Genomic DNA, 19,523 nt, shown 5'->3' with positions numbered 1-19,523 from the left:
CAGTCAGTACTGCCGCAGCCCCTTCCGGGAATGCCGCGGCGGGTGAACCACTTCATCCGATGGAGCCGACCACACCCTCGACCAGGTAGTTCATCTTCTCCAACTCCAGGTCCGTCTGCTTGAGCGTCTTGCCACCCGCGATCACGACCGCGCCCTTGTTGTCCTTCAGCGGGCCGCTGAAGATGTCGAAGGTGCCGGCGAGCATCTTGGCCTTGATGTCGTCAGCGTTCTTCTTGGCCGCGTCGGTCACCATCGGGCCGTAGGGCGACATCTTCACGTAGCCTTCCTTCAGGCCACCGCGGAGGAAATTCGGATGCGGCTTGCCGGTCTGCGCCGCCTCGACGACGGTCTTGTACGCCGTGAGCCAGTTCCATTCAGCGCCGGTGAGGTACGCGTTGGGAGCCAGCTTGGCCTGGCTCGCGTGGTAGCCGCACACCATCTTGCCGCGCTTGGCGGCCGTCTCGACGATCACCTTCGGGCCGTCGACGTGCATCGTGAACACATCGCAGCCCTGGTCGGCGAGGCTGTTGGTTGCCTCTGCCTCCTTGACCGCCATCGACCAGTCCCCCGTGAAGATCACGCTGCAAGTGATGCCGGGCTTCACCGAGCGTGCGCCCATCGTGAAGGCGTTGATATTGCGCAGCACCTGCGGGATCGGCTTGGCCGCGACGAACGCAATCTTGTTGCTCTTCGTCATGTGGCCGGCGATCACGCCGTTGAGGAACTGGCACTCGTCGATGTAGCCGAAGAAACTGCCCACGTTCTTGGGATGCTTGCCTTCGGTCCAGAGACCCCCGCAATGCGAGAAGCGCACATCCGGATTCTTCGGCGCCACGGCCAGGATGTGCGGATCGAAATAGCCGAAGGACGTGGGAAAGAGCAGTCCCGCGCCGTCCTGCGCGATCATGCCGGTCATGGTCTTCTGCACGGCCGCGGTCTCGGGCACGTTCTCTTCCTCGACCACCTTGATGCCGGGCAGCTTCTTCAATTCGGCCGCGGCCTGCGCATGTGCCTGGTTGTAGCCGTAGTCGTCGCGCGGGCCGACGTAGATCACGCCGACCGTCAGCGGCTTCTGCGCGCTGGCGAGGGCACTCCATCCACCCAGCGTGGTGGCGGAGGCCAGTGCTGCAAGGGACTTGAGGGAATCGCGACGATTGAACTGGCTCATGCTGCTGCTCCTGAAGATGTGGGAGGGTTCGGAGGCCGGGTAGTCCTGTCTTGGATACAAGACGGTGTGCATAAACCGTACCAGCGCAAATCGACGGTTTTGGCGAAGAAATCAGCCGATCAGGCTCACATGCGCGGCCACGACGCGCCAGCCTTGGGCGGTGCGCATCCATGTCTGGCTCTGGCGCCCCGTCTTTGTGCTTCCCTCGCGACGGAATTCGACGTTGGCGGTGGCGAAATCGTGGCCGAAGGTCGTGATGACGGTGCGCAGGATCTCGCGCGCCAGGCCCTGCGATGGGCGCGATGCACGAAAGGCCTGGATCTCCTGGTAGCCGTAGAGGTTCTCGGTGGCGCCATAGCGCAAGGTGTGCGGGCTGTTCCAGAACAGCTCGTCGAGGATCTCGACCTTGTTGTGGACGAGTGCATCTTCATAGCGCTCGAAGGCGGCCGTCACTTCGGCCAACACTTCGGGCAGATTGATGGGGGTGTTCATCGCTTCCTTTTGTCAGAGCGCGGCCACCGGCGCTTGCACCACGCCGGCCGCTTCGAGTGCGGCGGCGACGCGCAGCACGAGGTCTTCTCTCCAGGGCGCGGCAATGACCTGCACGCCGATCGGCAGGTCCGGGTGGGCGCCCCACACCGGCACGGCGCAGACCGGCAGGCCGATGCACGAGATGGGTTGGGTCAGCACGCCCATGCTGGGGCGCACGGGCAGGCGCTGGCCGTTGATCTCGAACCATTCGGCGCCGATGGGCGTCGCCGCGCAGGGCGTGGCGGCGGCGAGCAGCACGTCGAATCGCTCGAACAGCCGCCCGACCTGCTCCGCGTAGAGCCGCCGCACACGCTGCGCACGCGCAATCCACGCAGCCGGAAGCAGCGCACCGGCGAGAAACCGGTCGCGCGACAAAGGCTCGAAGTCTTGGGCGCGAGTGCGCAGGTCCGGCAGGTGCAGTGCGGCGCCTTCGGAATTGGTGATGAGGAAGGCCGCTGCACGCCCGGCCTCGACCATCGGCAGCTCGACCGTCTGGCTCGCGCCCAGGGCCTGCGCGACGGCGTCGACGGCGGTCAGCGCCTCGGGTTGGGCGCGTTCGCGAAAGTAGCCGCCGAGCACACCGATGCGCAGCCCTTGCAGGCCGCGTCCGATGGCGGGCGTCACCGGCTCGACCGCGCGTTGCGCGCAGCCGGGATCGTGCAGGCCGGCGGTTTCCGGTCCCTGCATCAGGTCATAGGCCAGCGCGAGATCGCGCACCGAGCGCGCGAAGGGACCCAGGTGATCGAGGCTCGACACGAAGGGATAGCTGCCCGTGCGCGGCAGGCGGCCGAAAGTGGGCTTGAGGCCGAACACGCCGCACAGCGAGGCCGGCACGCGGATCGATCCGTTGGTGTCCGAACCCAGCGTCAGCGGCACCTGCCCCGCGGCCACCGCGGCGCCGGAGCCGCCAGACGACCCACCGGCAATGCGCGACAGATCGTGCGGGTTGTGCGCCGCGCCGACGTGGCTGTTTTCGGTGGTGAAGCCGTAGGCGTACTCGTCCATGTTGAGCGCGCCGACCAGCACGGCGCCGGCGTTTTCGAGCCTGCGGACCAGCTCGGCATCGCTGCGCGCCGGGGAGCTCTCGCGCTCGATCTTCGAGCCGGCCAGCGTCGGCAGGCCCGCGATGTCGAACAGGTTCTTCACCGCGAAGGGCACGCCGAGCAGCGGCAGTTCGCGCGTGCGAGCGCCCCTGTCCGAGAACAGCGAGGCATCGATTTGTGCAGCCCGCCGCAGCGCGCGCTCACGGACCACGTCGGTGAAGGCGTTCACCCGACCGTTCGTCGCCTCGATGCGATCCAGGCTGGCCTGAACAAGCGCTACGGCGCTGACTGCCTTGGACTGCACGGCGGTCGCCATGGCGCAGCCATCCTTCAGGAGCAGGGCCGCGATGGCGTCCGGCGCGGCGCTCATGCTTCATGCTCCCTTGGCGTGACCGGCGTGAAGTTCACCGCCGACTCGTCGTGCGGGCCGAGCGGCACGGCCTCCACGAGCGCGGCGAACTCCGCGGCCAACCCGAAGAAGCGCACGACGCCGGGACGGTGGTCGGGCCGCAAGCGCAGGCCCAGGGCAGCCGAGGTGGCATCCACATGGGATTCGATCTGTGCGGGCGTCATGCCATCCTCCGATCCGCTAAGCGTCAATTGGCGGGCGACTGGCGGCGAAGCCATGCCCGTCCGGGAAACACCGCGGAACCGGCTCCGCAGGTCCGCTGGTGTTGCCCCCCTGCAACCGGGTGGGCGGCCACATGAAGTGGGCAAGCCTGGGGGTGTGCCATATTCATCGGCGCACTTCGCGCTGGAAGATTTCCAGGCTCAGCTTCTTCATGCTGACGAAGCTTGCCGAACTCAGCGTCTCCAGCGTGCGCGGTCGCGCATCGCCGTAGTCCAGGATCTCCGCCACCTTGGTCGGCCGCTTGGTCAGCAGCAACACCTGGTCGGCCAGGTACACGGCCTCCTCCAGGTCGTGCGAGACCAGCAGCATCGTCGTGCCGGTCTGCATGAACACTTCCTGCAGCTTCTCGCGGATGAAGAGCGTCATCTCGAAGTCGAGCGCCGAGAAAGGCTCGTCGAGGAACAGCACCTCCGGATTCGGCGCCAGCGCGCGCATGATCGAAGCGGTCTGCTGCTGCCCGCCCGACAATTCGTAGGGATAACGCTTGAGGTCGAACTTGACGTCGAAGGAAGCCACGAGCTCCTGCATGCGCCGGTCCACCTCGGCCTTGGAACGACCTTCGAGCTTCAGCGGATAGGCGATGTTGTCGATGGTGCGCATCCACGGGAACATCGCCTCGCGGTAGTTCTGGAACACGTACCCGATCTTGGTGTCCTTGAGCGACTTGCCGTCGAACAGGATCTCGCCCGAGTCGATCGGGATCAGCCCCGCGATCATGTTGATCAGCGTCGACTTCCCGCAGCCGTTCGGCCCGAAGACCGAAACGATCTTGTGCTTGGGGATGTCGAGGTCGAAGTTCTCGTAAAGCGGCCAGCCCGCGAAGTACTTGGTAAGTCCCCGGATGGTGATGTGCGTGCCGGCCGGGCCGGGCGTGAAGACGGGCTTGGGCACGTCGGCATAGACGGGCCCGTTGATGACGTTGTCGACGGCTCTCATCGTCCGCTCCAGTGCACGATGCGGCGCTCGGCCAGCAGGAAGAGGATGTTGAGCGCATAGCCGAGCGCGCCGGCCGCGAGGATGGACGCGTACATGTCCTTCACGTTCATCACCTGCTGCGAGTTGATGATGCGGTGGCCGAGGCCGCTGTCGGAGCCGATGAACATCTCGGCCACGATCACGATCACGAGCGCCATCGACACCGCCGAACGCAGGCCGACGAAGCTCGGCTGCAGGCTTTCCCACACCAGCACGTCGCGGAAGATCTGCCAGCGCGATGCGCCCATCACCTTGGCCGCCATCACGCGCTGCTTGCGCGCGTTCATCACGCCGTAGGCGCTGTTGAACACCACGATGAGCAGCGCGCCGAAAGCCGCGATCGCGACCTTGTTGACGTCCGACACGCCGAAGATCATCAGGAACAGAGGGATGAGCGCGGAGGATGGCGTGGAGCGGAAGAAGTCGATCAGGAACTCGACACTGCGATAGGCCTTCTCGTTGCTGCCGAGCAGCACGCCGAGCGGCACGCCGACGATGGCTGCGATGAGGAAGGCCTGCAGCGTGCGCCAGACGGTCACCGCGAAGTCGGTCAGCAGCGGACCGCCCGCCAGGCCAGACAGCAAGGTGCCAATGGTGTCCGCCGGCATCGGAAGGAGGATCGCCTTGATGAAGCCCAGCCGGACAGCCAGGTCCCAGACGATGAACAGCACGACCGGGCCGATGAAGGGCAGCGCCTTGACCCAGTGCGATTCGCGTGGCGGCGCAGAGGCCGCTGTGGCGGCCGGCGGTGCCCAGGGTGCGGCGCCCGATGACGCGGGAGTGCTCATGTCCTTACCCCTTGTAGAGCATCGAGTCGACCATCAGGCGCGACGAGAAGATGCCTTTTTCCGAGAACAGGTCGAAGAACTTCTGGAAGTGCGCCACGTCGGCCGGCGTGAACTCGTTGTACATGGTGTAGGCCGCCAGCGGCACTTCGCCGGTGAGCGGGCCTTCGATGGCGGTGTAGCCCTTCAGGTACTGGCGAGCGTCGTTCGGCTTGCTGCGCACGTAGGCCACGCCCTGGCCGTAGGCAGTGATGAACTTCTTCGCGGCGTCGGGGTTCTTCTTGATGAACGCCGAGGTCAGGGAAGCCGAGCCGCCGAACCACGGCGCCATCGGATCGCCCAGCACGTATTTGGCGATCACGCCCGCCTCCAGCACTCGCGTGCTGCCGTTGAGGCGGCCGATCGTGCCGGTGGGCTCCAGGGTGTAGCAGCCGTCGACCTGCCCGGCAGCCAGCGCGGCGACGTGCTGGCCGATCGGCAGTTCGACGACCGTGGCGCCGGTCGCACCGCCGCGCTCCAGCACGGTCTTGGCCAAGGTCACGTTCTGGATGCCGGGGCCGGACGCAACGCGCTTGCCCTTGAGATCGGCCATGGTCTTTGCGGTGCTGGCCGTCGGCACCAGCATCTCGTCGAGCACGTTCTTTGCGTTGCTCGGGTTGGAACAGAAGATCTTGAAGCTGCCCGGCGCGGCGATTTCGCCGATCGCGATATTGGCCGAACCCGTGCCGTTGGCGCTTCCGTCGCAGCGTTCGGACAGCATGGCTTCCATGATCTGCTGCGCGCCGGCGAAGCGCTGCACTTCGACATCCAGGCCGGCGCTCTTGAAGTAGCCCTGCTCCACGGCGGCATAGAACGGCAGCCCCGCGGCGATGGGCCAGTAGCCGATACGGATCTTCGTCGCCGCCTGTGCACGCACGAGCGCCGGTGCCGCGATCACGGCCAGGCCGGCCGCACCCGCCTGGAGCACCTGACGCCGCGAGGCCGGCACTGCGATGGAAGGCGATGAGTCTTTGAAGGCCATTGATTACTCCGGAGGGTTCTTGAAATGACAGGTCTTGATTGGCTCAGGCGGCCTGCGCAGCACGCGAAGCGATGTACGCCCGCCACCCGCCGAGACGCGTGATGTCGTCGGCGCCCGCAACCGCGAGCGCTTCGCACAGGAAGCCCTGCACGCTGCTGCCGTCGGCCAGCGTGAGGCTGCCGATGCCCAGCGGCGCTGGAATGAGAGCGACGAAACTGCCGTACTGAGTGATCGGCATCTCCCAGATCTCCAGCGCAATCGCTGCGCCCTCGCCGGGCTGTACGCGCAGCAGGCCGGGCTTGGGCGGTACGGTGCCGGGCAAGGCATAGAGCCGGTACAGCGGTGCGGTGTGCGTGGCGGCCAGGAGCCGCGCTCCACGATCGGTCAACTGCGAATTGAGCGGCATGCCCGACAGATGCGCGCCGACCACCGCCACCTTGACTGTCTGCGCGGCCGCAATGACTGCCAGCGATTCGGCCGCCGGCATCGGCTCGCCCGTCGCACCGAGCGGCAGCCCGGTCGCGTGATGGAAGCGCTGCCCGAGTTCGGCAAGTTGCAAGTCGCTGCCGCAGCGGCCGATCATCGTGATGCCGAAGGGCAGCCCGTCCTCTCGCAGACTGGCCGGCACGGAGATCGCCGCGTAGTCGAGCAGGTTCACGAAGTTCGTGTACTCGCCGAGATTCCGATTGAGTGCGACCGGGTCGGCCTGCATCGCCTCGATCGTGCAATGCGTCGGTGCGGTCGGCACGAGCAGGAGGTCGATGTCGCCCCACATGGCAGTGGCACGCTGGCCGAGTGCTTGCAACTGGATGCGTGCGTCGACGAAGTCGGAGGCGCTGTAGTCGCGGCCCTTCGCGAGGATGCTGCGCACGGGCTCGACCACGTCGGCTTCATGCGCGTCGAAGAACTCGCGCACGGCAGCGTAGCGCTCGGCGACGAGCGCACTGTCGTAGAGCAGTGCGGCGGCCTCGGCCAGCGGCGCGTAGTCGATCGCGACCGGTGTGCCGCCGAGCGCCTTCATCTGCTCGATGGCGCGGTCAAAGGCAGCGGCCGACTGGCTGTCGCCGAAGAAGCGCAGCGCCGTCGGCACGCCGAAGCGGAAGCTTGCGGGGAAGGGCTGTGTCGCGAGCGAGAAGCTGCGCGAGTACGGGTCTTCCGCGTCGAAGCCCATTGCGGCCTGCAACACGCGAGCCGCCATGCCCACAGTGCGCGCGAAGATCGACACGCAATCCACGCTCTGCGCGGCCGGCACCACGCCTCGGGCGCTGAGCAATCCGCGCGACGGCTTGATGCCGACGATGTTGTTGAGCCCCGCGGGCACACGGCCAGAGCCCGCCGTGTCCGTACCCAGTGCGAAATCGACCTGTCCGGTCGCCACCGCATAGGCCGACCCCGAACTCGATCCGCCCGACACATAGCGCGCATCGAAGCTGTTCGGCACCGCCCCATAAGGCGAGCGCGTGCCGTTGAGGCCGCAGGCGAACTGGTCGAGATTGGTCTTGCCCAGCAGATCCGCACCGGCATCGAGCAGCCGCTGCACCACGTACGCATGCTCGGTCGGCGTGCGCGCAAAGGCAGGGCAGGCGGCGGTGGTGGGCACGCCGGCGACGTCGATGTTGTCCTTGACGGCAAAGCGAAGACCCGCGAGCGGCCCCGCGCCGGCGCCACGCAGCGGCGACTCCAGCCGGACGATCCACGCCGCCGCAGCCAACTCCTTCAACGAGGTCTTGGGCCCGCGCTCGGACAAGCCCCTTTCATGCACCATCATCAAGCATCCTGTCTTGTGTACAAGATGACATGCAAAGGATGTGCCAACGGGGGTCGCCGTCCGACCCTGCAGGTTCGTGATCGACGACACCCGAGCGTTCGGGCGTCGCGTTGCGTCAGCCGCGCCGGCTGGCCTGGTACAGGCCCTCGACCTTCGGCACGTTCGCCTGCAGCACCTTGATGCGGTCCGGTCCGCTCGGATGCGTCGAGAGGAAGCCAAGTGCGCCCTCGCTCTTCGAAGCCTTCGCCATCTTGGTCCACAGCGACACCGAAGCCTTCGGGTCGAAACCCGCACGAGCCGCCAGTTCGAGCCCGACCAGGTCGGCGTCGGTCTCGTCGCTGCGGCTGAACTTCAGCGTGATGAGCTGCGTGCCGGCGCGGGCCGCCAGGTCGCCGGCCTGGCCCAAGCCGAGCAACTGCGCGGTGATCGACAGCACCGCCCCGGTTCCCGCGTTCTTCGCAAGCCGCGCCCGCGCATGCTCGCGCAGTGCGTGCGCCATCTCATGGCCCATGACCATCGCGACTTCATCGTCGCTGAGCTTCAACTGGTCGAGGATGCCGGTGAAGAAGGCGATCTTGCCGCCCGGCATGCAGAAGGCATTGATCTGCTTGCTGCCGATCAGGTTGACTTCCCACTTCCAGGACGCCGCGCGCGGATTCCACTGGGGGGTGAAGGGAATGATCTTCCCGGCGATGGCGCGCAGCCGCTGCGATTGGGCATTGCCGTCGGGAGCGAGCGCGCCCTTTGCACGGGCTTGCGCCAGAAGCTGGTGATATTGCTGGACGCCGGCCTGCTCGACGTTCTCCGCCGGGACGATGTTGCGCGCCATCGACGCCTCGCCGACGTCAACCTGCGCCAGTGCAGGTGCGGCCACGGCGGCGCCCGCCGCGAGCAGGAATGCACGCCGACCGTGCGGAAGACCGGAACGAAACTCGCAGAGGAAACACATGCGGGAATAATAAGGAGCCCCAACGACATTTGTTCAATGCCCGCACCATCGGCTGACGAAGCCCCACCTTCCCTGCCCTGGCGCGACGCGCTCAAGGTCTATCTCGAACCTGCGACGCTGCGCATGCTGGCGCTGGGCTTTTCCGCGGGACTGCCGCTGCTGCTGGTGCTCGGCACGCTGAGCTTCCGCCTGCGCGAGGCAGGCATCGATCGCACCACCATCGGCTTCCTGAGCTGGGTCGGGCTCGCCTACGGCTTCAAGTGGGTGTGGGCGCCGCTGGTGGACCGGCTGCCGATCCCGCCACTGACCACGCTGCTCGGGCGCCGTCGCGGCTGGCTGCTGCTGGCGCAGATGGCCGTCATCGCAGGGCTTGCCGGCATGGCCTACAACGATCCGCGCGACGGCCTGCCTCCGCTGGTCTGGTGCGCCCTGCTGGTCGCCTTCGGGTCCGCCACGCAGGACATCGCGCTCGACGCCTTTCGCATCGAATCCGCCGCCGCGCGCAAGCAGGCCGCGCTGGCCGCCGCGTACCAGACGGGTTATCGGCTGGCGATGATCTGGGCCGGCGCCGGCGTTTTGTGGGTAGCGGCCTGGGCCGAATTGCCCGGCCTCGTCGGCTACCAGGACAACGCCTGGAAAACGGCCTATCTCGTGATGGCCGCATCGATGGCGGTGGGCGTGCTCACCGTGCTCCTCTCGCCCGAACCCGCGCGCGTCGCGCTGCCCCAGCCCAAGACGGTCGGCGCCTGGCTGGAGAGCGTGCTGATCGAACCCTTCGCCGATTTCATCCGCCGCTACAAATGGCAGGCGGTGCTGATCCTGTCGCTGATCGCCGTCTACCGGATCAGCGACGTGGTGATGGGCATCATGGCCAACCCGTTCTATGTCGACATGGGCTTCACCAAGGACGAGGTGGCGACGGTCAGCAAGATCTACGGCGTGATCATGACGCTGGTCGGTGCCTTCGTCGGCGGCGTCCTGTCGATGCGGCTCGGCGTGATGCGGGTGCTGATGCTGGGCGCCGTGCTGAGCGCAGCGAGCAACCTGCTCTTTGCGGGCCTCGCGTCGCGCGGCCACGACCTGACCGCCCTGGTGCTGGTGGTTTCGGCCGACAACCTGGCCGGCGGCATCGCATCGGCGGCCTTCATCGCCTATCTTTCGAGCCTGACCAACATCAGCTATTCGGCGACGCAGTACGCACTCTTCAGTTCGTTGATGCTGCTGCTGCCGAAGTTCATCGCGGGCTACTCGGGCAAGTTCGTGGACCTCTACGGGTATCACGCCTTCTTTGTCGGCACGGCGGCGCTGGGCGTGCCGGTGCTGGTGCTGGTGGCGCTGGCGTCGCGGACGAATGGCAACGGGCGGGTGGCGCCCCAAGGGTCATCCAGCGCAACGATCACCTGAAGTGGCGCCATAATGGCTCCATTTTGGAGGCACCATGGCAAATCTCTCGGTGAAGGACGTGCCAGAGGAACTGGCTGAGCGGCTGCGGCAGCGCGCTGCTCGCAACCATCGCTCGTTGCAGGGCGAGCTGATGGCCATCATCGAACAGGCGGCCAACGAAACGGAAGCGCGATCGGTCGCCACCCCGGCGGGTCCCGCCGCGCGCGGCCCGGATGCCGGCTGGAACGCCCGGCGCGTGATACGGCGCGGGAGCAAGTCCATCGAGCAGATCGCCACCGAACACCGCGCGCGCTTCCCGCAACCCATCGCGTCCGGCCCGAGCGCCGTCGACATCATTCGCGCGGACCGGGACGCCCGGTGAGCGCCGCACCGAACGCGCTCTTCGTCGCCGAGCCGCCGGCGTCGTACCGGATGCGCCCGCCCCTGGTGGTGGACTGCAGCGCCCTGAGCGCCATCCTGTTCGATGAACCCGCGCGCGACGAAGCCCTCGCACGGCTCGCCGGCTTCAGCCTGCACGCGCCAAACCTGCTCGATCACGAGATCGTCAGCGTGGCGCTCAAGAAGCGGCAGCAGGACTGGCCTTCGGATTCCGTCGCCCTGGCCCTGGCCGACTATGTCGAGTACGACCTCGAACTGCATCCGGTCGATCCGGGCGCGCAGTACCAGCTCGCGGCCCGCTACGCGCTGTCGGCCTACGACGCGGCCTATCTCTGGCTCGCGGCAGAGCTGAAGGCGCCGCTGGCGACCTTCGACCAGAAGCTCGCGACGGCGGCCCAGGCCCATCTGGGCGCCTTGCCCTGAGCCTTCGGCCGGGCGCCTGCGCCCATGCGCCACATGCCCACCCTGCGACAAGCCGGGACATTCGCCGACGCGGCCCTGGCCGGCTGGCTGGTACGCTGTGATGTTTTGCACGCTACCGTTATTTATTCATCCGCCTCCACCGTGTCACCTTCACGCATACCCCCCTTGCAGATCAGCGCCTTCACCGCGACTTCGTCGGTCGGTGTGGGCAAGACCGCCCTCCTTTCAGCGCTCGAACAGTCGCGCAGCGGGCTGCGCGCCAATGACTTCGGACCGACGCCGCTGCCGACCTGGATCGGGCGTGTCGATGGCCTCGAAGAACTCCGCCTGCCGCAGCACCTCGCGAGTTGGGACTGCCGCAACAACCGGCTGGCCTGGCTCGGCCTGCAGGCCGACGGCTTCATGGACGCAGTGGCGGCCGCGCGCGAGCGCTACGGGCCGGCTCGCATCGCGCTGATTCTCGGCACCTCGACATCGAGCATCGGCGAGACCGAGGAGGCCTACACCCGGCTCGACGACGGTGCATTCCCCGCCGACCAGCGCCGGCCGAAGGTCCACACGCCCCATTCGCTCACGATGTTCGTCCAGGACGCGCTGGGCCTCGAGGGTCCGGCCGAGACGATCTCGACCGCCTGCTCGTCGAGCGCCAAGGTGTTCGCGTCGGCCGAGCGGCTGATTCGCCTGGGGCTGGTCGACGCGGCCGTAGTCGGTGGCGTCGATACGCTCTGCGGCAGCGTGCTGTTCGGCTTCAACTCGCTCGAACTGGTGTCGCCCGAGCCCTGCCGGCCCTTCGATGCCGGCCGCAACGGAATCAGCCTGGGCGAGGCTGCCGGCTTCGCGCTGGTGGAGCGTGGCCCCGGCAAGCTCGAACTGCTGGGCTATGGCGAGGCGAGCGATGCGCACCACATGTCCACACCCCACCCCGAGGGCCTGGGCGCCGAAAAGGCAATGGACGACGCGCTCGCGCGCGCCGGCCTGAAGACCGATGCCATCGACTACATCAACATGCACGGCACGGCCAGCACGAAGAACGACGAAGTCGAAGGCGCGCTGGTCGCACGGCGCTTCCCCGACACCACCCATGCGAGCTCGACCAAGGGCTTCACGGGCCACACGCTGGGCGCTGCGGGCATCGTCGAGGCCGTCATCAGCCTCCTGGCGATCGAAACCGGGCTGAAGCCGGGCACCGTCAACACCACCACGCTCGATGCCGAGTGCGGGCCGCAGATCAAGCTGCAACCCGCGCGCGGCGAGGTGCGCTACGCACTGAGCAATTCCTTCGGTTTTGGCGGCAACAACTGCTCCCTGATCTTCGGCAAGGGAGCCGCAGCATGAGCGCTACACACAAGACCCCCACTCTCTTCATCGAAGGCCCGGCCTTCTGGGCGCCCAGCCTGCCCGGATGGGAACTGGCCAGCGCCGTGTTCCGTGGCGAAGCCACACCGGCCGATCCACCGGCCAAGCGGCCCTCGCCACAGGTGCTTGCGCCCGCCGAACGGCGCCGCGCGCCCGACACGGTGGCGCTGGCGCTCGAAGTCGCGGCAGCGGCGGTCGCCGCCTCGGGCCGCAACGCAGCGGACCTGCCGTGCGTCTTTGCATCGGCGCACGGCGACCTCGGCATCAACGACTACATGTGCGGCACGCTGGCGAGCGATCCGAAGCTGCTGTCGCCGATCAAGTTCCACAACTCGGTGCACAACGCGGCCGTGGGCTACTGGACGATCGGCACCGGCTGCATGGCGGCCAGCAACTCCCTGACCGCCTACGAGAGCACCTTCGCCTCCGGCCTGCTCGAAGCCGCGGCGCAATGCGCGGCCGACCAGCGCGCCGTGCTCCTGGCGGGCTACGACATGCCCGCCGTGGGCGCGCTGGCCTCAGTGACCGCCAGCCGCGACCTGCTCGCGGTGGCGCTCGTGATCTCGCCGAGGCGCACCGAGCGCACCGTCGCTGCCTTCGAATGGTCACTCGCGCCCGGGGCCACGCCGGCACCGACCCTGCGCACCGACGCTGCGCGCGCCCTGAAGGTCAACGCGATGGCCGACGCGCTGCCCCTGTTCGAAGCGCTCGCGCGCGGCAAGGCCGAATCGCTCGCGCTGCCGCTGTCGGCCGCGCTGTCGTTGCGACTGGACCTGCAGCCCGAACTGCAGCTCGAAGCGCAGAGCTGAACCCCATGACCGCGACCCCCCCCCACCAGCATGACGTCGTCATCATGGGCGGGGGACTCGCGGGGCTGACCCTGGCACTGCAACTCAAGCGGCGCTTCGCCGACATCGACGTGGTGGTGCTGGAGCGCCGCGCGCATCCGGTGCCGCACGCGGCGCACAAGGTGGGCGAGTCCTCGGTCGAGATCGGCGCCCACTACTTCGACACGGTGCTCGGCCTCCGGCCGCACATGCACGGCGCGCAGCTTCGCAAGTTCGGCTTCCGCTTCTTCTTCAGCGAAGGCCGGCGCGACATCGACCAGGTGACGGAGGTCGGCGCGAGCCGCTACCTTTCGGTACCGAGCTACCAGATCGACCGCGGCATCTTCGAGAACTACCTGGGCGAGGAGGCCGCGCGCAACGGCGTGCGCTTCGTCGACAGCGCGATGGTGCGCTCGCTCGAGCTCGCCGAGGACGCGCACCAGCCGCATCGAATCGAATGGTCGCAGGAGGGCAAAACGCACACCGTGCATGCCCGCTGGCTGGTCGACGCCTGCGGCCGCGCCGGCATGCTCAAGCGCAAGCTCGGGCTCGCGCAGGCCAATGCGCATGACTGCAATGCGGTGTGGTTCCGCATCGGCGACCGCATCACCATCGACGACTGGTCGGACGACCCGGCATGGCGTGCGCGCTGCGAGCCCCGGGCGCGTTGGCTCTCGACCAATCACCTGGTCGGCGCGGGCTACTGGGTCTGGCTGATTCCGCTGGCTTCGGGATCGCATTCGGTCGGCATCGTCGCCGACCCGCGCCTGCACCCGCTCGACACCATGGACACTTTCGACAAGGCGATGCAGTGGTTCCAGACCTGGCAGCCTCGCCTGTATGACGAACTCGACGGCAAGCGCCACCTGCTTCAGGACTTCGCCTTCTTTCGCAACTTCTCGTACGGTTGCAAGCAGGTGTTCTCGGGCAAGCGTTGGGCGCTGACCGGCGAGGCCGGGCTTTTTCTCGACCCCTTCTATTCGCCGGGCAGCGATTTCATCGCGGTGGGCAACACCTACATCACCGACCTGATCGCGCACGACCGCGCGGGGCACGCGCTGGAGGCCCGGGCCCAGCTCTACGACCAGATCTACCACTCGTTCTACGAGAGCACGCTCGCGCTCTACACCGACCAGTACCCGCTCTTCGGCGATCCGGAGGTGCTGCCGGTCAAGGTGATCTGGGACTACACCTACTACTGGGGCGTGCTGTCGCAGATCTTCTTCCAGCAACGGCTCACCGACATGGCCGTGCTGGGCAGCCTGCGCGAGGAACTGCAGGATTGCCAGCGCCTCAACTTCGCGGTGCAGGACTTCCTGCGCGCGTGGTCTGGTGTCAGCCGCCGGCGCAATCGGCCGGTGATGCTGGACCAGGCGGCGCTCCCATGGTTCGCGGAACTCAATCGCAGCCTGAACGACCGGCTGGACGACGAGGCCTTCAAGGCGCGCATGCGGGCTTCCGCAGAACGACTGCGCGCGCTGGCGATGGAAATCCTGGAGCGCGCAAGGCACGACAATCCGACTCTCGCGGCCGGTGAACTCGGCACCTTGCTGGCGGAGAAACCAGCCCGACTCCGCTCGGACGCCCCGTCGGAAGCCATGCTTTTCGAGCCGGGCTGACAAGCCGGGGCGGCAACGTTTACGCAACTTTACGCAGCGTTCAAGCCTGCTTGGCGCCGCGGGGAGAACCTAGGACTTGAGACGCTGGCCCTTCTCCAGGCCACACCGCAGCGCCCCGAGCGCGAAGGACAATCACCCATGAGCACCCCTCAACTCCTGATGATCGAAGACGACGCCCGCCTGGCGCAGATGGTGGGCGAGTACCTGACGCAGTCCGGCTTCGGCTTCACCCACGCGGCCGACGGCGCCAGCGGGCTCGAGCAGTTGCAGCAGCGATCGCCCGACCTCGTCATCCTCGACCTGATGCTGCCGGACACTGACGGCCTGGAGATCTGCCGCCGCATCCGCGCGCTGCCCAACGGCCTCGCCAAGGTGTCGGTGCTGATGCTCACCGCCAAGGGCGACCCGATGGACCGCATCATCGGCCTCGAGATCGGAGCCGACGACTACCTGCCCAAGCCCTTCGAGCCGCGCGAACTGCTCGCCCGCATCCGCGCGGTGCTGCGCCGGCGCGGCGAGACCGCGGCCGATGCGAGCGCGCCGTCGGTGCTGCGTTTCGGCACGCTGGAAATCGACCGCAACGCCCGCACGGTCACCGTCGGCGGCGAGCCCGCCGACCTCACCTCCTACCAGTTCGACCTGCTGGTCGCGATGGCCGAGCGCGCCGGCCGGGTGCTTACCCGCGACCAGATCATGGAAGCCGTGCGCGGCCGCGAGCTCGAAGCATTCGACCGCTCGATCGACGTCCACATGGGCCGCATCCGCGCCGCAATAGAGGTCGACGCCAAGAACCCCAAGCGCATCCTGACGGTGCGCGGTGTGGGCTACGTGTTCGGCAAGCAGCAAGACTGACGCGATGCTGCTCAAGCTCTACAGGCGGCATCTCTATGTCCGCATCTGGCTGGCGGTGGTCGCCGGCGTGTTCATCCTCACGCTGACGGCCAACTGGATCGTTCGCGAAGCCGCCGAGAACGAGCGCGAGCGGCTCGCGCCCGTGCCGCGCGAAGTGGTCGTGCTCGACGGCAAGGACCAGCCCATCGGCCACGGCAAGGCGATGCGCGTGCCGGGCCAGGGACTCGAATTCGACGTCACGCTCAACGACGGACGAGCGCTCTCGCTGCAGGTGGCGCCGCGCGAACGCCCGCCGGGCGGCGGCATGGCGCCCTGGCGCACGCCCTTCGGGCTGGGCTGGATGGTGGCGCTCGTCGGCGTAGCGGTCGCGCTCGGCGTCTACCCGATCGTGCGCCGGCTGACCAAGCGTCTCGAAACACTGCAGCGGGGCGTGCAGCGCTGGGGCGAAGGCGACCTGTCGGTGCGCGTCGCCGAAGAAGGGCAGGACGAAGTGGCCGATCTGTCCAACGGCTTCAACGCGGCGGCGGCACGCATCGAGGAACTGGTGCGCTCGCACAAGTCGCTGCTCGCCAATGCCTCGCATGAACTGCGCTCCCCGCTCACGCGCATCCGCATGGGCCTGGAGCTGATGGGCGATCGTCCCAGCCCCGGCGCGCGAGAGGAGATTTCTCGCAACATCGGCGAACTCGACCAGTTGATCGACGAGATCTTGCTCGCGAGCCGGCTGGACGCGAAGGAAGCCGACATGGGCACGGTCGAGACAGTCGACCTCACGGGCCTTGCGGCCGAGGAATGCGCGCGCGTCGATGCTGACCTGGAAGTCAGGGAAGGCACGAACAACGACACCCTCACGGTGCGAGGCGTGCCGCGCCTGTTGCGCCGGGCGATTCGCAATCTGCTCGAGAACGCGCGCCGCTACGGCGCCGGCGAGACCAGCGTGGAGATCGGCAGCCGCGCCGGCCAGGCGGAGATTCGAGTCAATGACCGCGGCCCGGGTGTCCCCGCCGCGCTGCGCGAACGCATCTTCGAGCCCTTCTACCGCCTGCCTGGCGCGAGCGAACGCAACGGTGGCGTCGGCCTCGGCCTCGCCCTGGTGAAGTCGATCACCGAGCGCCACGGCGGCAGCGTGCGCTGCGAAGACCGTCCCGGCGGCGGCGCGAGCTTCGTCATCACGCTGCCGCACTAAGCGCCTCCCCCAGGCTTCGCGCACTTCGTGTCGCTTCGCCTACCCCCTCGCTGGGGGCAACACCGGCGGGCCGGCGGAGCCGGACCCGCGGTGTTTCACGAACGGGACACGGCTGGGGGCGCCACTAGAATTCCGGCGATGCAGAGATCGAGACTCGTCGGGCCCGCGGCCATGTTCTGGGGGCTGACGGTGTTCATGCCGGTTGGCGTGACGTACTTTGCGGCCGTGCTGCTGCTGATCACGCTCGTGGTTGCCGGCGGATGGCGCGAGCGGGCGGTCCGGCTGCGCAACAACCCGATGTGGTGGCCCGTCATGGCCTACGTGGCGTGGACGCTGGTCATCCTGGCGCTGGGCCCCTACTACCCCGAGACCGCGTCGAACCTGTTCCACGGCCTGCGCATCGCGGCCACCGTGCTGATGGCGCTGGCGCTCACGCGCGAAGAGGCGATCTGGGCCGTGCGCGGCTTTTGGATCATGGGGCTCGTCAACATCGTCATGATCGCGCTGTACTACACGGTCGGCTTTCCGATGCTGGAGCCGTGGCGCGGCGTGCTGATCCTGATCGGCAACAAGTCGATCAGCAATGCCCTTCTGTTCACCATCATGGCCGCGACCGCAGCGGTGTATGGGCTCAAGGCGCTCTCCGAGCATCGCCCCGGCCGGGCCGCCTTGGCCTTTGCGCTGATTCCGGCGGTGATCGCGATCATCACCTTCACCCTGCCTTCGCGCACCTCGCTGCTGGCGCTTCTGCTGGCGATCCCTGCTGCCTGCGTACATCAATGGCGCCGGCAACTCAAGGTGCTGGCGGTGGTGCTGATGGTGGGCGGCGTGGTCGCAGCGGCCGGGTTGTGGAACTCACCCGTGGTGCAGCAGAAGTTCGCGGTCGGCATCCAGGAGATCGAGGCGGCGCAGGCGGGCGAGATTTCGGAGGCCAGCTGGGTGGTGCGCTACTACATGTACCGCGACACCGCCCGCATGATCATCGACCGGCCCTTCGCGGGCTGGGGCATCGGCGGCTGGACCGAGCAGTGGCACCTGCGCGGGCCGAAGCTGCTGGACTACAAGAACATGCCCCACAACGACTTCCTGTGGATGGGTGCGCAGGGTGGCGTGCCCGGCGCGCTCAGCCTGCTGGCGATCATCCTCATGAGCGTCTGGGTGGCGTGGAAGCGGGACGACATGGCCGGGCGCTACGCCTTCGTCGCGACGCTCATCGTGCTGATCGCCACCATGGTGAACTCCGCGCTGCGCGACGCCCAGATCGGGCTCGCGATCCTGTGGGTGGGGATGGTCTACCTGCGGCTGGCGCAGGAGCCGGGCGATTCTTGGCGCGGACTGGTGCCGCGCCGCGAAGAACGTGTCAGTGGTGGTGTCCCACCGCTTCGCCCGCTTTGAGGCGGTACACCGTGCCGCAATAAGGGCACTTGGCTTCGCCCGTGCGGGCGACGTCGAGATAGACCTTTGGGTGCGCGCTCCACAGCGGCATGTCGGCCTTGGGGTTCGGGCAGAAAACGCCGCCTTGGTCGTTCAGGTCCTTGGCGAGCAGTTCGATCACGGATTTGGGGCTGGACATGGGCTTCAGACCTTCGTGAGCCAGTGGGCGTACTTGGGATTGCGTCCGTTCACGATGTCGAAGAACGCGTTCTGGATCTTCTCGGTGACGGGGCCGCGCGATCCGATGCCGATCTCGACACGGTCGAGTTCGCGGATCGGCGTGACTTCGGCGGCCGTGCCGGTGAAGAAGGCCTCGTCGGCGATGTAGACCTCGTCGCGCGTGATGCGCTTCTGCACGACTTCGATGCCGAGGTCCTTGCAGATGTGCAGGATGGTGTTGCGGGTGATGCCGTTGAGCGCGCCGGCCGACAGGTCGGGCGTGTAGACCACGCCGCCCTTGACCACGAACACGTTCTCGCCCGCGCCTTCGGAGACGAAACCGCTCGAATCGAGCAGCAGGGCCTCGTCGTAGCCGTCATCCAGCGCTTCCATGTTGGCGAGGATCGAATTGCTGTAGTTGCTCACCGCCTTGGCCTGCGTCATCGTGATGTTGACGTGGTGGCGCGTGAAGCTGGAGGTCTTGACGCGGATGCCGCGCTTCATGCCCTCGTCGCCGAGGTACGCGCCCCAGGACCAGGCAGCGACCATCGCGTGGATGCGGTTGCCCTTGGGGCTGACGCCGAGCTTTTCGGAGCCGATCCACACCAAGGGGCGCAGGTAGCAGCTGTCGAGCTTGTTCTCGCGCACCACCTGTTTCTGGGCCTCGTTGACCTGCTCGGGCGTGAACGGGATCTTCATGCGCAGGATCTTGGCGCTGTTGAAGAGGCGTTCCGTGTGCTCGGCCAGGCGGAAGATCGCGGTGCCATTGACCGTGTTGTAGGCGCGGACGCCCTCGAAAACGCCGCAGCCGTAGTGCAGCGTGTGGGTCAGCACGTGGATCTTGGCTTCGCGCCAGTCCACGAGATCACCGTCCATCCAGATCTTGCCGTCACGGTCGTCCAGTGCGGGGGGCAGCGCGCTCATGTTCTTGGTCCTCAGGCGTTGGTATGTCGCAAAAGCTTTCGATTTTACGGCGGCGCCCGTTTCCGCCGCACCGACAATGCACAGCTTTGC

Annotated in this window: 20 protein-coding genes; 9 read left to right on the top strand and 11 right to left on the bottom strand. The window is 67.3% G+C overall.

Going from position 1 to position 19,523, the window contains the following annotated elements; translation table 11 throughout:
* Positions 1-52: 52 nt before the first annotated feature.
* The 9 genes from QTH97_RS20430 to QTH97_RS20390 all read right to left on the bottom strand — a co-directional run bounded on the left by QTH97_RS20430 (position 53) and on the right by QTH97_RS20390 (position 8,871).
* Positions 53-1,168 carry a BMP family ABC transporter substrate-binding protein gene (locus tag QTH97_RS20430; protein WP_286570281.1) on the bottom strand — a complete coding sequence of 372 codons (1,116 nt, stop codon included), beginning with the start codon at positions 1,166-1,168 and terminating at the stop codon, positions 53-55.
* Between the two features lie 111 nt (positions 1,169-1,279).
* A complete protein-coding gene (gene hpxZ, locus QTH97_RS20425; protein ID WP_286570280.1) occupies positions 1,280-1,660 on the bottom strand; it encodes an oxalurate catabolism protein HpxZ in 381 nt (126 codons plus the stop codon).
* Positions 1,661-1,672: 12 nt separating this feature from the next.
* Positions 1,673-3,112, bottom strand: coding sequence for an AtzE family amidohydrolase (locus QTH97_RS20420; RefSeq protein WP_286570279.1), 1,440 nt, complete (start codon positions 3,110-3,112; stop codon positions 1,673-1,675).
* A complete protein-coding gene (locus QTH97_RS20415; protein WP_286570278.1) occupies positions 3,109-3,315 on the bottom strand; it encodes a DUF4089 domain-containing protein in 207 nt (68 codons plus the stop codon). The genes QTH97_RS20420 and QTH97_RS20415 overlap by 4 nt, the downstream gene beginning before the upstream one ends.
* A 163-nt stretch (positions 3,316-3,478) precedes the next feature.
* Positions 3,479-4,309 (bottom strand): ABC transporter ATP-binding protein, encoded by an 831-nt coding sequence (locus QTH97_RS20410; protein ID WP_286570277.1) that lies wholly within the window; start codon positions 4,307-4,309, stop codon positions 3,479-3,481.
* The gene (locus QTH97_RS20405; protein ID WP_286570276.1) at positions 4,306-5,136 is read right to left on the bottom strand and encodes an ABC transporter permease; all 831 of its coding nucleotides are present in this window, start codon (positions 5,134-5,136) and stop codon (positions 4,306-4,308) included. Before QTH97_RS20405 ends, QTH97_RS20410 begins: the two co-directional genes overlap by 4 nt.
* A gap of 4 nt (positions 5,137-5,140) precedes the next feature.
* Positions 5,141-6,154: an ABC transporter substrate-binding protein gene (locus QTH97_RS20400; RefSeq protein WP_286570275.1), complete on the bottom strand. Its 1,014-nt coding sequence runs from the start codon at positions 6,152-6,154 to the stop codon at positions 5,141-5,143.
* Positions 6,155-6,197: 43 nt separating this feature from the next.
* Positions 6,198-7,922 (bottom strand): allophanate hydrolase, encoded by a 1,725-nt coding sequence (gene atzF / locus QTH97_RS20395; RefSeq protein WP_286570274.1) that lies wholly within the window; start codon positions 7,920-7,922, stop codon positions 6,198-6,200.
* Positions 7,923-8,037: 115 nt separating this feature from the next.
* Entirely contained in the window at positions 8,038-8,871 is an 834-nt protein-coding gene (locus QTH97_RS20390) for a M48 family metallopeptidase (RefSeq protein WP_286570273.1), read from the bottom strand.
* Between the two features lie 36 nt (positions 8,872-8,907).
* Here QTH97_RS20390 and QTH97_RS20385 point away from each other — a divergent pair, with 36 nt between their 5' ends.
* From QTH97_RS20385 to QTH97_RS20345, 9 genes are all read left to right on the top strand, one after another.
* Positions 8,908-10,275, top strand: coding sequence for an AmpG family muropeptide MFS transporter (locus QTH97_RS20385; protein WP_286570272.1), 1,368 nt, complete (start codon positions 8,908-8,910; stop codon positions 10,273-10,275).
* 34 nt (positions 10,276-10,309) lie between these two features.
* Positions 10,310-10,636 carry a FitA-like ribbon-helix-helix domain-containing protein gene (locus QTH97_RS20380; RefSeq protein ID WP_286570271.1) on the top strand — a complete coding sequence of 109 codons (327 nt, stop codon included), beginning with the start codon at positions 10,310-10,312 and terminating at the stop codon, positions 10,634-10,636.
* Positions 10,633-11,076: a type II toxin-antitoxin system VapC family toxin gene (locus QTH97_RS20375; protein ID WP_286570270.1), complete on the top strand. Its 444-nt coding sequence runs from the start codon at positions 10,633-10,635 to the stop codon at positions 11,074-11,076. Before QTH97_RS20380 ends, QTH97_RS20375 begins: the two co-directional genes overlap by 4 nt.
* 156 nt (positions 11,077-11,232) lie before the next feature.
* Positions 11,233-12,411, top strand: coding sequence for a beta-ketoacyl-[acyl-carrier-protein] synthase family protein (locus tag QTH97_RS20370; protein ID WP_286570327.1), 1,179 nt, complete (start codon positions 11,233-11,235; stop codon positions 12,409-12,411).
* Positions 12,408-13,241 carry a beta-ketoacyl synthase chain length factor gene (locus tag QTH97_RS20365; RefSeq protein WP_286570269.1) on the top strand — a complete coding sequence of 278 codons (834 nt, stop codon included), beginning with the start codon at positions 12,408-12,410 and terminating at the stop codon, positions 13,239-13,241. Before QTH97_RS20370 ends, QTH97_RS20365 begins: the two co-directional genes overlap by 4 nt.
* A 5-nt stretch (positions 13,242-13,246) precedes the next feature.
* The gene (locus QTH97_RS20360) at positions 13,247-14,878 is read left to right on the top strand and encodes an NAD(P)/FAD-dependent oxidoreductase (RefSeq protein ID WP_286570268.1); all 1,632 of its coding nucleotides are present in this window, start codon (positions 13,247-13,249) and stop codon (positions 14,876-14,878) included.
* 138 nt (positions 14,879-15,016) lie between these two features.
* Entirely contained in the window at positions 15,017-15,730 is a 714-nt protein-coding gene (locus QTH97_RS20355; protein ID WP_286570267.1) for a response regulator, read from the top strand.
* Between the two features lie 4 nt (positions 15,731-15,734).
* Positions 15,735-16,916 carry an ATP-binding protein gene (locus tag QTH97_RS20350; RefSeq protein WP_286570266.1) on the top strand — a complete coding sequence of 394 codons (1,182 nt, stop codon included), beginning with the start codon at positions 15,735-15,737 and terminating at the stop codon, positions 16,914-16,916.
* A gap of 138 nt (positions 16,917-17,054) precedes the next feature.
* Complete coding sequence (locus QTH97_RS20345) at positions 17,055-18,311, top strand: O-antigen ligase family protein (RefSeq protein WP_286570265.1); 1,257 nt, start codon at positions 17,055-17,057, stop codon at positions 18,309-18,311.
* On the opposite strand, the gene QTH97_RS20340 is transcribed toward QTH97_RS20345, so the two are convergent.
* Both QTH97_RS20340 and QTH97_RS20335 read right to left on the bottom strand, forming a co-directional pair.
* Positions 18,277-18,489 (bottom strand): zinc-finger domain-containing protein, encoded by a 213-nt coding sequence (locus tag QTH97_RS20340; protein WP_286570264.1) that lies wholly within the window; start codon positions 18,487-18,489, stop codon positions 18,277-18,279. The two genes, QTH97_RS20345 and QTH97_RS20340, sit on opposite strands and share 35 nt — an antisense overlap.
* A gap of 5 nt (positions 18,490-18,494) precedes the next feature.
* On the bottom strand, positions 18,495-19,433 hold the full coding sequence (locus tag QTH97_RS20335) for a branched-chain amino acid transaminase (protein WP_286570263.1): 939 nt from the start codon (positions 19,431-19,433) through the stop codon (positions 18,495-18,497).
* Positions 19,434-19,523: the final 90 nt, after the last annotated feature.

Origin of the sequence: Variovorax gracilis (genome assembly GCF_030317115.1) — a bacterium.
GTDB classification, from domain to species: Bacteria; Pseudomonadota; Gammaproteobacteria; order Burkholderiales; family Burkholderiaceae_C; genus Variovorax; species Variovorax gracilis.
Note: the sequence above shows the minus strand (reverse complement) of the source record. Positions and strands in the feature narration are given on the sequence as shown.

What these genes read in the sequence shown, in the direction of transcription:
- QTH97_RS20430 (WP_286570281.1), bottom strand. Translation starts at nt 1,168, where the DNA reads ATGAGCCAGTTCAATCGTCGCGATTCCCTCAAGTCCCTTGCAGCACTG.
- hpxZ (WP_286570280.1), bottom strand. Translation starts at nt 1,660, where the DNA reads ATGAACACCCCCATCAATCTGCCCGAAGTGTTGGCCGAAGTGACGGCC.
- QTH97_RS20420 (WP_286570279.1), bottom strand. Translation starts at nt 3,112, where the DNA reads ATGAGCGCCGCGCCGGACGCCATCGCGGCCCTGCTCCTGAAGGATGGC.
- QTH97_RS20415 (WP_286570278.1), bottom strand. Translation starts at nt 3,315, where the DNA reads ATGACGCCCGCACAGATCGAATCCCATGTGGATGCCACCTCGGCTGCC.
- QTH97_RS20410 (WP_286570277.1), bottom strand. Translation starts at nt 4,309, where the DNA reads ATGAGAGCCGTCGACAACGTCATCAACGGGCCCGTCTATGCCGACGTG.
- QTH97_RS20405 (WP_286570276.1), bottom strand. Translation starts at nt 5,136, where the DNA reads ATGAGCACTCCCGCGTCATCGGGCGCCGCACCCTGGGCACCGCCGGCC.
- QTH97_RS20400 (WP_286570275.1), bottom strand. Translation starts at nt 6,154, where the DNA reads ATGGCCTTCAAAGACTCATCGCCTTCCATCGCAGTGCCGGCCTCGCGG.
- atzF (WP_286570274.1), bottom strand. Translation starts at nt 7,922, where the DNA reads ATGATGGTGCATGAAAGGGGCTTGTCCGAGCGCGGGCCCAAGACCTCG.
- QTH97_RS20390 (WP_286570273.1), bottom strand. Translation starts at nt 8,871, where the DNA reads ATGTGTTTCCTCTGCGAGTTTCGTTCCGGTCTTCCGCACGGTCGGCGT.
- QTH97_RS20385 (WP_286570272.1), top strand. Translation starts at nt 8,908, where the DNA reads ATGCCCGCACCATCGGCTGACGAAGCCCCACCTTCCCTGCCCTGGCGC.
- QTH97_RS20380 (WP_286570271.1), top strand. Translation starts at nt 10,310, where the DNA reads ATGGCAAATCTCTCGGTGAAGGACGTGCCAGAGGAACTGGCTGAGCGG.
- QTH97_RS20365 (WP_286570269.1), top strand. Translation starts at nt 12,408, where the DNA reads ATGAGCGCTACACACAAGACCCCCACTCTCTTCATCGAAGGCCCGGCC.
- QTH97_RS20360 (WP_286570268.1), top strand. Translation starts at nt 13,247, where the DNA reads ATGACCGCGACCCCCCCCCACCAGCATGACGTCGTCATCATGGGCGGG.
- QTH97_RS20355 (WP_286570267.1), top strand. Translation starts at nt 15,017, where the DNA reads ATGAGCACCCCTCAACTCCTGATGATCGAAGACGACGCCCGCCTGGCG.
- QTH97_RS20350 (WP_286570266.1), top strand. Translation starts at nt 15,735, where the DNA reads ATGCTGCTCAAGCTCTACAGGCGGCATCTCTATGTCCGCATCTGGCTG.
- QTH97_RS20345 (WP_286570265.1), top strand. Translation starts at nt 17,055, where the DNA reads ATGCAGAGATCGAGACTCGTCGGGCCCGCGGCCATGTTCTGGGGGCTG.
- QTH97_RS20340 (WP_286570264.1), bottom strand. Translation starts at nt 18,489, where the DNA reads ATGTCCAGCCCCAAATCCGTGATCGAACTGCTCGCCAAGGACCTGAAC.
- QTH97_RS20335 (WP_286570263.1), bottom strand. Translation starts at nt 19,433, where the DNA reads ATGAGCGCGCTGCCCCCCGCACTGGACGACCGTGACGGCAAGATCTGG.